This is a genomic window from Micromonospora halotolerans (assembly GCF_032108445.1).
GTDB classification, from domain to species: domain Bacteria; phylum Actinomycetota; class Actinomycetes; order Mycobacteriales; family Micromonosporaceae; genus Micromonospora; species Micromonospora halotolerans.
In genome coordinates, this window is record NZ_CP134876.1 from 2,914,775 (window position 1) to 2,924,807 (window position 10,033).

Genomic DNA, 10,033 nt, shown 5'->3' on the forward strand with positions numbered 1-10,033 from the left:
CCTCGGGTCCGCCCGCGCCGGCATGGCCTCCGGCGCTCCGGGTAGGCGGCGGGCGGCGACGGAGGGAGCAGACGGATGGGGGCACCAGACCGCCGGTACCCGATCGGCAGCCGGCCGGCCCGGCCGGTCGGGACGGCGCCGATGATGCGGGTACGCTCCGCCTCCGATCCGGCCCCCGGCCGGCTGGAGAACGAGGACCTGGTCTTCCGGATCGGCCCGCTGGTCGGCCTCCTCGACGGGGCGACCGTGCCGGAGGGCTTCGACACCGGCTGCGTGCACGGCCCGGCGTGGTACGTCCGGCACCTGGCCGCCCGGATCGGCCTGGCCGTCGCGGCCCGCCCCGCGGCGACGCTGATGAGCAGCCTGGCGGCGGCGATCCTGGCCGTGCGGGCGGACCACGGCGGGGAGTGCGACCTGGACCACCCGGGCACCCCGTCCTCGACCGTCTGCCTCCTGCGGGAGGGCGGCGACCAGGTGGACTACCTGGTCCTCTGCGACAGCCCGCTCGTGCTCGACACGGGGGACCGGATCGATGTGGTCTCCGACGACCGGCTGGACGCGGCGCTGGCGGACCTGCGCCGGACCGCCGCCGCGCTCCCGGACGGGGATGTCGACGCGGCGACCCGGTTCCGCCGGGCGGTGACCGTGCAGCGGACCCGGATGAACCGGACGCACGGCTACTGGGCGGCGGCCAGCGACCCGGACGCGGCGTACCACGCGGTGACCGGCACGCTGCCGCTGCGCGGGCCGGGGGCGCTGCGACGGGCCGCGCTGCTCAGCGACGGCGCCTCCTGCGCGGTCGAGCAGTTCGGCCTCTTCGACTGGGCCGGTCTGCTCGACGTGACGGCGGGCGAGGGCCCGGAGGGGCTGATCGACCGGGTCCGGGCGGCCGAGCGGGACCACCCCGACCGGTTGCGCCGGCGCAAGCGCACGGACGACGCCTCGGTGGTGCTCTGCGAGTTCGTCCCGGCGGGGTGAGCACCCTCACCGCCGAAACGGACCGGTCGGCTGACAACGGAGCGTGAGGCGGAACACCCCGGGGGTACGACCGGCCGACCCCCTCCGCCGGACCGGCAGTCCGCGTCCAAAGGGGTGGACTTGGGCCGGTACGACCGGCAGACTGCGGCTCGTGATGGGTGCGGTACGGCTGGAGCCGGTGGACGAGCGAAACCTGGAGCCGTTGCTCTCCGTAGCGGCTGCCGAGGCGGAGCCGGAGGACGTCATGCCCCCGGTCGAGGCCCCGGCCGGGTGGTCGCTGGCCCGTCGGGAGGCCTTCCGCGAGTTCCACCGGGCGAGCTTCGGCGGGCTGGACGGCCCCACCCGCACCCTGATGTACGCCATCGTGGCCGGCGGCGAGGTCGTCGGCATGGTGCGGATGACGCGCTGCGACGAGCCGGGGACGGTGGAGACCGGGATGTGGCTGGGCCGCTCGGCGCGCGGCCAGGGGCTCGGCGCGGCGGCCCTGCGGGAACTGCTCCACGCTGCGGCGGCGGCCGGCATGCGCACCGTCGTGGCCGAGACGACACCGGACAACCAGGGCGCTGTCTCGGTCCTTCGGAAATGCGGCGCGGAATTGCGCGAGAAGGACGGGAAGCTCCGCGCGGAAATGTGCCTCGATTCCGCCCTGCCGGCCCATTAGGTTCTTTGCCTGCCTCCGCGCAAGCTTTGCCTTTTCCCTGCTCTACTGGGCTTCTCTGACCGGTTTGCGCCTTCTCTTCCGCTCCTGAACCGCCTATCCAATTGCGCGGTGACACGCCCCCGGCAATTCCGCGGAAATGTTTTGCGCATGGGGTGACGGGTACTGCCCGCCGGGTCCGCTGATACGGGACGCCGGTCGCAGGCCCTTTCCCGCTGATCCCCGGTAGCTGCTTCCCGGGCCTGCTCCACGCATGAGGTGTCCGCTTCCACCGGGGAGCGAAGGAGAACTGATGAAGAGCGGAGCACGGGTGGCGCTGGCGGTGGGCTTCGGCTACCTCCTCGGGCGCCGGAAGAAGATGCGGGCGGCCCTCACCCTGGCCGCCGCCGTGGCGGCCGGAAGGGCCAGCCAGCGACCGGGCGGGCTGAAGCAGCTCGGCACGGACCTGATGAACGTGAACCCCCAGCTCGGCGGCCTCAGCAAGCTGGGTGCCCCGCTGGCGACCGCCGGCCGGGCCGCGGCGACCGCGGCCGCGGGCAGCGGCATCGACGCGATCAGCGGCAAGCTGCGCGGCGGCGCCGACGCGCTGCGCCGGAAGACGGCCGGTGGCCGGCCGGACGAGGAGCCGGCGGGCGACGAGCGGTCGGCGAACGACCAGCGCTCGGCCGCCGACGACGAGGAGGAACTCGACGAGCAGCCCGCGGCGGGGGACGAGACGGACCGGGGCGGGCGCCCGGCCGTCGCGCGACGGCAGCGGGGGCGGTGACCATGGCAACCGGCAACCTCACGGACCGGGCCCGGGACCAGATCGGTGGCGAGCTGCGCAACCTCGCCTCGGCCATCGGCGAGCGTGCCGTGCACGCGGTCACCGAGCGGATCACCGGTGCCACCGGGCGGCTCAGCGAGTACGCCAAGGAGGGCGGTGGCCCCGGGCTGGTCGCCGCCGCCACCGGCGCGCAGAAGCTCGCCGAGGGCCACTCCCCGGTCAAGGCCATGTTTCAGGCCGGCCTGGCCGGCGGTAAGGAGAAGTTGATGTCGGCGTTCGGTGGTGGCAAGGGCGGCAAGGGCGGTGGCAAGAAGCTCAAGGTCACCAACATCGTCGAGACCATCGAGGTCGGCGTGCCGGTCCGGGTCGCGTACAACCAGTGGACGCAGTTCGGCGACTTCCCGAGCTTCATGAAGAAGGTCGAGCAGGCCGACTGCGACTCGGACGAGAAGATGACCTGGAAGGCGCAGGTCTTCTGGTCGCACCGGACCTGGGAGTCGACCATCGTCCGGCAGATCCCGGACCGGCTCATCCACTGGCGGTCCAAGGGCGAGAAGGGCTCCGTCGACGGCACCGTCAGCTTCCACGAGGTCGGCCCCGAGCTGACCAGGATCCTGGTGGTGCTGGAGTACCACCCGCAGGGTCTCTTCGAGCACACCGGCAACCTGTGGCGCGCCCAGGGCCGCCGGGTCCGGCTGGAGCTGAAGCACTTCGTCCGGCACGTCATGACGCGGACCGTGCTCGACCCCGACTCGGTCGAGGGCTGGCGGGGTGAGATCGAGGACTCCCAGGTGGTCAAGGACCACGAGACCGCGCTCCGCGAGGAGCAGGAGGCCCGCCAGGAGCGGGAGGGCGAGGAGCAGCGGGGTCGCGGGGAACGGCCGGGCCGCGGGGAGCAGCGGGGCCGCGAGGAGGAGCCCGAGGAGGAGCCCGAGGAGGAGGCGGAGGAGGAGGGCCGGCCCGCCGCCCGTCGCCGGCCGTCGCCGCCGCGCCGCCGTCCCAGCCGGTACGAGGAGGAGTACGCCGACTACGACGAGGGCAACGACTTCGACGACGACGAGTACGCCGAGGAGCCCGAGGAGGAGGAGGAGCCGCCGCGCCGCCGCGCCCCCGAGCGGGCGCGTCGCCCCCAGCCGCGCGAGGAGCGGGAGGCGCGCCCCGAGCGGCCGCGCCCCGTCCGGCGGGCTCCCGAGACACCACGACGGCCGGTGGTGCGCCGCCGGCGGGAGGAGCGTGAGGAATGACCGTGTCCACCACGACGGGACAGTCGGGCAGCGCCCTGGAGCGCACCAGCGGCGGCGGCGGGGGAACCCTCGCCGACGTCGTGGAGACCGTGCTCGACAAGGGCGTGGTGATCGACGCCCAGGTGTCGGTCGCCGTGGTCGGCATCCAGCTCCTGGAGATCAACGCCCGGGTGGTGATCGCGAGCGTCGAGACGTACCTGCGGTTCGCCGAGGCGGTCGACCGGCTGAGCATCGTGCCGAAGGACCAGAAGGGCCTGCCGGACCTGGTCGGTGACGCGGCCGGCGCGGCCAGCAAGGGCAAGGCGGTCTCCGGGCTCGGCAAGGCGGCCCAGGAGATCAGCGGCGCGGTGGCCGACTCGCTCCGCGACCGGGGTGACGAGCGGGAGCGGGAGCGGCCACGCCGGCGCCGGGACGAGGAGCGCTGAGATGGCTGAGGAGAACGGGCTGTTCATCTACGGCATCGTGCCGTCCGACGTGGAGCCGACCCCCGAGGCCGAGGGGGTCGGCTCCCCACCCGGCGAGGTGACCGCCATCCGGCACGGTGAGCTGGCCGCGCTGGTCAGCGAGGTCGGGCTGGAGGAGCCGCTGGGCCGGCCGGCCGACCTGACCGCGTACGAGCGGCTGCTGGACGGGACGGCGGTGGTCGCGCCGGTGCTGCCGGTCCGGTTCGGCACGGTGGTGACCGGCGAGGACGCGGTCGAGGACCTGCTCGCGGCGCACCACGACCGGTTCGCCGCCGCCCTCGACGAGTTCGAGGACCGGCTCCAGTACACCGTGCACGGGCGCTTCGACGAGCAGGAGTTCATCGCCGGGTTCCTGGCGGAGAACGCCGCCGCCGGTGCCCTCGCCGACGAGGTGCGGGGCCGGCCGGAGGTCGAGAGCCGGGAGCAGCGGATCCGGCTCGGCGAGATGATCAGCCAGGCGGTGGAGCTGCGGCGGGAGGCCGAGAACCGCGACCTCATCGACGCGGTGGGCCGGTACGTGGTGGCCGACGCACCCCTCCCGCCCAGCAACGAGCTGGACGCGGTGCGCGTCTCCTTCCTGGTGGAGGGTGGCGCCGAGGACGAGTTCGTCCAGGCCGTGGAGGACTTCGCCGAGCGGCGGCGAGATCTGATCCGGATGCGGCTCATCGGCCCGCTCGCCCCGTACGACTTCGTCAGCGCGCACCAGCTGGTGGAGTGACGCGTGGACATCCTGTGGACGCTGCTGACCCTGCCGTACGCGCCGGTGCGCGGGCTCACCGCGCTGGTCAAGGTGGTGGCGCGGGAGGCGGAGTCGCAGCAGTACAACCCGGTCAACATCCGGCGCGAGCTGGAGGAGCTGGACCGGGCGGCGGCGGCCGGTGACATCACGCCGGAGGAGCGGGACCGGGGGCAGCAGCAGGTGCTGGACCGGCTGACCAGGCCGGCCGCCGGCGCCGGGCGGATCCCGCCGGGGCGTAACGGCGCGCCCCGGAGGCCGGCGTCCGCCCGGCGGGAGACCGGCGGCCGCCGTGGCGAGCCGCGCCGCGGACGAGGGGGAGGGCGATGACAGCACGGATCCGGGGTGACGGCGACCGCGAGCGGTGGCGGGACCGGGGTGGCCGGGCCGAGGAGCGGTATCTCGACGAGGACGACGAGGAGGCGGTCAGCGCGGCCGAGGCGGCCCGGGAGGGGCTACGCCAGATTGTCGCGCTGACCGGCCGGGACCCGCTCGGGATCACCTCGATCCAGCCCACCGACGACGGCTGGCGGATCGGGGTGGAGGTGGTCGAGGACCACCGCATCCCGGCGTCGACCGACCTGCTCGGCCTCTACGAGGTCGAGCTGGACATGACCGGCAGCCTGCTCGGCTACCGGCGGACGCGCCGCTACCAGCGCGGCAAGGGGGACTGAGATGACCATTGGGCGGGCTCCGTCGGTCGTGCAGAACTCCGGTCAGGTGCTGCCGGCCGGCCACGAGCCGGCGAACCTCGGCGACATCCTGGAACGGGTGCTCGACCGGGGCATCGTGATCGCCGGTGACATCCGGGTCAGCCTGCTCGACATCGAGCTGCTGACGCTGAAACTGCGGCTGGTCATCGCCTCCGTGGACACCGCGCGGCAGATCGGCATCGACTGGTGGGAGCACGACCCGTGGCTCAGCTCCCGGGCGCGTCCGCCGGTCGAGCCGGGCCCGCGCGACCCGGAGGAGGTCGAGGCGTCCCGCCGGCCGCGGGTGGCGGCCCGCGCCGAGCGGGACCCGAGGGAGGGCTGGCATGACCACGACCTCTGACCCCACCCGGGACACCGGGACCGCGGTCTGGCTGCACGGCGTGGTCGCCGGGACGGCCACGCCCGCCGGGCTCCCCGGCATCGCCGGCACCCCGGTCCGGGCCGTGGCCGCCGGCGGCCTGGTCGCCGTGGTCAGCGACGCCCCGCTCAGCGAGTACGGCGAGGCCGCGCTGCGCCGCAACCTGGAGGACCTGGCCTGGCTGGAGCGCGCCGCCCGGGCCCACCACGCCGTGGTCGACGCGCTGTCCCGATCCGGCGCGGTGGTGCCCGCCCGGCTCGCCACCGTCCACCGCGACGACGACCGGGTGGCCCGGGTGCTGGTCGAGCGGCACGACGAGCTGGCCGGCACGCTGACCCGGCTCGACGGCCGCGCGGAGTGGGGCGTCAAGGGGTACGTGGTACCCGGCGCCACCCCGCGGGTCGAGGAACCCGACGGCGGGGGCGGGGCCGGCGCGGCGTACCTGCGGCGGCGCCGGGCCCAGCTCACCGCCCGGGAGGAGGGGCAGCGCGTCGCCGCCGACGGTGCCGCCACCGTGCACGCCGCCCTCGCCGGGTACGCGGTCGCCGCCCGCCGGCACGCGCCGCAGGACCGGCGGCTCTCCGGCGCGCCCACCGCCATGGTGCTCAACGGGGCGTACCTGGTCGCCACCGACCGCTGGGACGGCTTCGCCGGTCTGGCCCGGGAGCTGGCCGAACATCACCCGGAGCTGCGGCTGGAGCTGACCGGCCCCTGGCCGCCGTACTCCTTCGTGGCGGAACCGGAGGCGGAGCCGGCATGGGCGTGACCACCCTGGCGCCCAGCAGCGCCGACGACCCGCTGACCTACCGGCCGGTGGCCCTGGTCGACCTGCTCGACCGGGTGCTCGCCACCGGCGTGGTGATCACCGGGGACATCACCCTGGCCATCGCGGACGTCGACCTGGTCCGCATCTCGCTGCGCGCGCTCATCGCCTCGGTCGGCGCGCTGGCCCCGCCCGAACCGGAGGCAGCGCCGTGACCGGCCGGGACGAGGCGGCCGACCTGGCGGCGGCGCTGGGCGAGCCGGGGTGGGCGGCGCCCCGGGCCCGGCCGCTCGATCGCCGGCTCGCCGTGGACCAGGACTCGGTCGAGCGCGGGCTGGCCAGCCTGGTGCTCACCGTGATCGAGCTGCTCCGGCAGCTCATGGAGCGGCAGGCGCTGCGCCGGGTCGACCTGGGCGACCTGACCGAGGAGCAGGTCGAACGGGTCGGCGCCACGCTGATGGCGCTGGAGGAGCAGATGACCCAGCTCCGCGAGTACTTCGGCCTGGCTCCCGAGGACCTCAACCTCGATCTTGGCCCGCTCGGCCCGCTGCTACCCACCGACTGACCCGCCCCGGCTCACCGCCGGGTCGCGGCGTAGGCCTCCAGGTGGGCGAGCTGGACCGGGTCCAGCGAGGGGCGGACGCGGGCGCGCGCCGCCTCGACGTGCGCGGCCGTGACCGTGCTGGCCGCCAGCGACTCGCGCATCGCGGCGAGGGCCGCCTCCCGGATGAGTGCGGCGCAGTCGGCCGCCGAGAAGGCGTCCAGCTCCGCGCCGAGCGCGGTGAGGTCGACGTCGGGCGCGAGCGGGACGTGCCGGGCGGCCGCGTGGAGGATCTCGGCGCGGGCCGGGCCGTCCGGCGGCGGCACGTACACGAGGCGTTCCAGCCGGCCGGGGCGGAGCAGCGCCGGGTCGACCAGCTCGGGGCGGTTCGTCGCGCCGACCACCACCACGTTGCGCAGCGCCTCCACCCCGTCCAGCTCGGTGAGCAGGGCGGCGACCACCCGGTCGGTGGTGCCGGCGTCGCCGGCCTGGCCCCGGACCGGGGCGAGGGCGTCCACCTCGTCGAGGAAGACCAGCGTGGGGGCCGCCTCGCGGGCCCGGCGGAACAGCTCGCGGACCGCGCGCTCGCTCTCACCGACCCACTTGGAGAGCAGCTCCGCGCCCTTCACCGACAACACGTTGGCCCGGCCCGAACCGGCCAGCGCGGTGACCAGGTAGGTCTTGCCGCAACCGGGCGGCCCGTAGAGCAGCACCCCACGGGGCGGCGTCACGCCCAGCCGGGCGAAGGTGTCCGGGTAGGTCAGCGGCCAGAGCACCGACTCGGTCAACGTCTGCTTGACCTCGTGCAGGCCGCCGACGTCGTCCAGGGTCACCGAGGCCAGCTCCAGGGTGGACGCGGCCATCGTGGTCGGCCGGACCACCTCCAGGGCGGCGGTGAAGTCGGCCATCGCCACGGTCGGCGTCTCCGCCGCCTTCTGCCGCAGCGCGGCCCGCACCCCGGCCTCCCGGACCAGCGCGGCCAGGTCGGCGGCGACGAAACCCGGCGTACGCCCGGCCACCTCGTCCAGCCGGACGTCCTCGGCCAGCGGCACCTGCCGGGTGAGCACGGTCAGCTGCTCCCGGCGCAGCGCCGCGTCCGGCAGCGGCACGGTGATCCGCAGCGAGAGCAGGTCCGGGGCGCGCAGCGCCGGATCCACCGCCTCGGGGCGCCCGGTCGTGCAGACGACCGCCGCCCCGGACCGGACCGTCTCGGCGACCACCTGCCGGAACACCGTGGCCAGCGGACCGGGCTCGTCGGCCGGGGCGACCGCCTCCACGTCGGTCACCAGCAGCACGGCCGGGCCGCCGGCCCGGACCACGGCGGCGGCCTCGCGCAGCCGGCGGGCGGCGGCGTCGTTGCCCAGCGCGGCCAGTTCCGGGCCCCACAGCGGGCGGACCCGGGCGCGCACCCGGGCGGCGACCGCGCGGACCAGCGCCGACTTGCCCGAGCCGGCGGGGCCGCTGACGAGCACGCCGAGCGAGACCGTGGTGCCGAGCCGACCCAGCACCTCCCGGTGGTGGAAGCCCAGGTCGAGCAGTTCGGTCAGCTCCTCGGCCTGGGCCCGGAGCCCGGGCAGCTCGTCCACGTCCGGAGCGTCCTCGGGCCCGAGCAGGCCGTCGGCCGGCGCGGAGGTGGCCGGGGTCGCCGGGCCCGCCTCGCCGGCCGGGCCGGAGCCGCGGGTGGCCGGGCCGTGCTCCCAGCCGACCACGGTGTCCATGGTGACCAGCGCGCCGGTCGCCGGCTCGGCCACCACCACGGTGAGCAGGGTGCTGGTCCAGGCGTACCCCACGCTGGTGGCCAGGCTGCGCCGGGCGGCCTCGACCAGGCCGCGCAGCGCGGCGTCGGGGAGCACGTCCTGAGGCAGCAGCGAGACGTCGTCGCCGGCGGTGACGACCTTGCCGAGCAGGGCGAGCCGGAGCATCTCCGGGGAGACCGCGGCGACCACGCCGACCGGGCCGGCCAGGGTGAGCCGGCGCGCCGGGGCCGCCGGCAGCGGGCTCACCGTGACCTGCCCGCCGTCGCGCAGCCCCAGGTTGCCCAGCAACAGGTCGTCGGCGTAGAGCAGGGCGCTGCTCGCGCCCGGGTCGGCCGGGGCGGCGATGCCGGCGGTCACCCGGCGGCCGGCCAGCCGCACCGGGTCGCCGGGGCGCAGCGCCAGCGCCGTGAGCACCTCGGGGTGCAGGCGGACGACGCCGCGCCGGGCGTCCAGCGCCGCCGGCCGCAGGATCGCGGTCAGGGTCAGATCGGGTTCCGCCACCCGCCCGACAGTAGCCGCCGGGACCCCGTCGTGCCGGCGGGCCTCAGAGCGGGCCGGTGTCCTCCAGCAGCGAGGGATCGCGCCGGATCATCTCGGCCAGCCGGGCCGCCGGGTCGGTGACCAGCCCGTCCTGCCCGGGGGCCGGCACCGTCTTCACCGACATCGGCCAGGCCGGCGGGGGCGCCGGCGCGGACGCCGCGCCGACCGTCACCTCCGGGCCGGACCAGGCGACGCGCAGCGGGTACGCCTGCCCGCCCACCTCCACCCGCACGACGACGGCCAGCCCGGGGTGCTCGGCGACCACCCTGCGGACCGCCTCGGCCACCTCCTCGACCGGGTCCCGCCGCTCCGGCCGGTCGCCCCCACGCAACCGGTACGCGCCGTGCCCCGCCCGTCCGTCCACCGGCCCGTCGCGCTCGGCCTCCTCGTCCGCCTCACCGGGCCGCGGCGTCCGGCGGCGCTGCGCCTCCTCGCGCCGGGCCAGCCGGGCCAGGGTCTCGTCCAGGTCACCTCTCATCACGTCCACCCCTTCCGTGATACGGGTCGAACCGGCG

The 10,033-nt window shown here is 75.9% G+C and carries 14 protein-coding genes; 12 read left to right on the top strand and 2 right to left on the bottom strand.

Features of this window, described 5'->3' with window-relative positions:
- The first annotated feature begins 75 nt into the window (after positions 1-75).
- The 12 genes from RMN56_RS13865 to RMN56_RS13920 all read left to right on the top strand — a co-directional run bounded on the left by RMN56_RS13865 (position 76) and on the right by RMN56_RS13920 (position 7,245).
- A complete protein-coding gene (locus RMN56_RS13865) occupies positions 76-978 on the top strand; it encodes a hypothetical protein (RefSeq protein WP_313724182.1) in 903 nt (300 codons plus the stop codon).
- Positions 979-1,129: 151 nt separating this feature from the next.
- On the top strand, positions 1,130-1,639 hold the full coding sequence (locus RMN56_RS13870; RefSeq protein WP_313724183.1) for a GNAT family N-acetyltransferase: 510 nt from the start codon (positions 1,130-1,132) through the stop codon (positions 1,637-1,639).
- Positions 1,640-1,928: 289 nt separating this feature from the next.
- Complete coding sequence (locus RMN56_RS13875; protein WP_313724184.1) at positions 1,929-2,402, top strand: hypothetical protein; 474 nt, start codon at positions 1,929-1,931, stop codon at positions 2,400-2,402.
- A gap of 2 nt (positions 2,403-2,404) precedes the next feature.
- Entirely contained in the window at positions 2,405-3,646 is a 1,242-nt protein-coding gene (locus RMN56_RS13880) for an SRPBCC family protein (RefSeq protein WP_313724185.1), read from the top strand.
- Between the two features lie 2 nt (positions 3,647-3,648).
- The gene (gvpJ, locus tag RMN56_RS32860; RefSeq protein ID WP_313724186.1) at positions 3,649-4,071 is read left to right on the top strand and encodes a gas vesicle protein GvpJ; all 423 of its coding nucleotides are present in this window, start codon (positions 3,649-3,651) and stop codon (positions 4,069-4,071) included.
- 1 nt (position 4,072) lies between these two features.
- Positions 4,073-4,828: a GvpL/GvpF family gas vesicle protein gene (locus tag RMN56_RS13890; RefSeq protein ID WP_313724187.1), complete on the top strand. Its 756-nt coding sequence runs from the start codon at positions 4,073-4,075 to the stop codon at positions 4,826-4,828.
- A 3-nt stretch (positions 4,829-4,831) separates the two neighbouring features.
- A complete protein-coding gene (locus tag RMN56_RS13895) occupies positions 4,832-5,176 on the top strand; it encodes a gas vesicle protein GvpG (protein ID WP_313724188.1) in 345 nt (114 codons plus the stop codon).
- Positions 5,173-5,520, top strand: a complete 348-nt coding sequence (locus tag RMN56_RS13900) for a gas vesicle protein GvpO (protein WP_313724189.1) — start codon at positions 5,173-5,175, stop codon at positions 5,518-5,520. Before RMN56_RS13895 ends, RMN56_RS13900 begins: the two co-directional genes overlap by 4 nt.
- A gap of 1 nt (position 5,521) precedes the next feature.
- Entirely contained in the window at positions 5,522-5,899 is a 378-nt protein-coding gene (locus tag RMN56_RS32865; RefSeq protein WP_091267322.1) for a gas vesicle protein, read from the top strand.
- A complete protein-coding gene (locus RMN56_RS13910) occupies positions 5,883-6,683 on the top strand; it encodes a GvpL/GvpF family gas vesicle protein (RefSeq protein ID WP_313724190.1) in 801 nt (266 codons plus the stop codon). The genes RMN56_RS32865 and RMN56_RS13910 overlap by 17 nt, the downstream gene beginning before the upstream one ends.
- Positions 6,674-6,895: a gas vesicle protein gene (locus tag RMN56_RS13915; RefSeq protein WP_313724191.1), complete on the top strand. Its 222-nt coding sequence runs from the start codon at positions 6,674-6,676 to the stop codon at positions 6,893-6,895. Before RMN56_RS13910 ends, RMN56_RS13915 begins: the two co-directional genes overlap by 10 nt.
- The gene (locus tag RMN56_RS13920; RefSeq protein ID WP_313724192.1) at positions 6,892-7,245 is read left to right on the top strand and encodes a gas vesicle protein K; all 354 of its coding nucleotides are present in this window, start codon (positions 6,892-6,894) and stop codon (positions 7,243-7,245) included. Before RMN56_RS13915 ends, RMN56_RS13920 begins: the two co-directional genes overlap by 4 nt.
- An 11-nt stretch (positions 7,246-7,256) precedes the next feature.
- Here RMN56_RS13920 and RMN56_RS13925 read toward each other — a convergent pair whose 3' ends face one another.
- Together RMN56_RS13925 and RMN56_RS13930 are read right to left on the bottom strand one after the other, a co-directional pair.
- A complete protein-coding gene (locus RMN56_RS13925; RefSeq protein ID WP_313724193.1) occupies positions 7,257-9,479 on the bottom strand; it encodes an AAA family ATPase in 2,223 nt (740 codons plus the stop codon).
- Positions 9,480-9,522: 43 nt separating this feature from the next.
- Positions 9,523-9,996: a hypothetical protein gene (locus RMN56_RS13930; protein WP_313724194.1), complete on the bottom strand. Its 474-nt coding sequence runs from the start codon at positions 9,994-9,996 to the stop codon at positions 9,523-9,525.
- Positions 9,997-10,033: the final 37 nt, after the last annotated feature.

What these genes read in the sequence shown, in the direction of transcription:
- RMN56_RS13865 (WP_313724182.1), top strand. Translation starts at nt 76, where the DNA reads ATGGGGGCACCAGACCGCCGGTACCCGATCGGCAGCCGGCCGGCCCGG.
- RMN56_RS13875 (WP_313724184.1), top strand. Translation starts at nt 1,929, where the DNA reads ATGAAGAGCGGAGCACGGGTGGCGCTGGCGGTGGGCTTCGGCTACCTC.
- RMN56_RS13880 (WP_313724185.1), top strand. Translation starts at nt 2,405, where the DNA reads ATGGCAACCGGCAACCTCACGGACCGGGCCCGGGACCAGATCGGTGGC.
- RMN56_RS13890 (WP_313724187.1), top strand. Translation starts at nt 4,073, where the DNA reads ATGGCTGAGGAGAACGGGCTGTTCATCTACGGCATCGTGCCGTCCGAC.
- RMN56_RS13900 (WP_313724189.1), top strand. Translation starts at nt 5,173, where the DNA reads ATGACAGCACGGATCCGGGGTGACGGCGACCGCGAGCGGTGGCGGGAC.
- RMN56_RS32865 (WP_091267322.1), top strand. Translation starts at nt 5,522, where the DNA reads ATGACCATTGGGCGGGCTCCGTCGGTCGTGCAGAACTCCGGTCAGGTG.
- RMN56_RS13910 (WP_313724190.1), top strand. Translation starts at nt 5,883, where the DNA reads ATGACCACGACCTCTGACCCCACCCGGGACACCGGGACCGCGGTCTGG.
- RMN56_RS13915 (WP_313724191.1), top strand. Translation starts at nt 6,674, where the DNA reads ATGGGCGTGACCACCCTGGCGCCCAGCAGCGCCGACGACCCGCTGACC.
- RMN56_RS13930 (WP_313724194.1), bottom strand. Translation starts at nt 9,996, where the DNA reads ATGAGAGGTGACCTGGACGAGACCCTGGCCCGGCTGGCCCGGCGCGAG.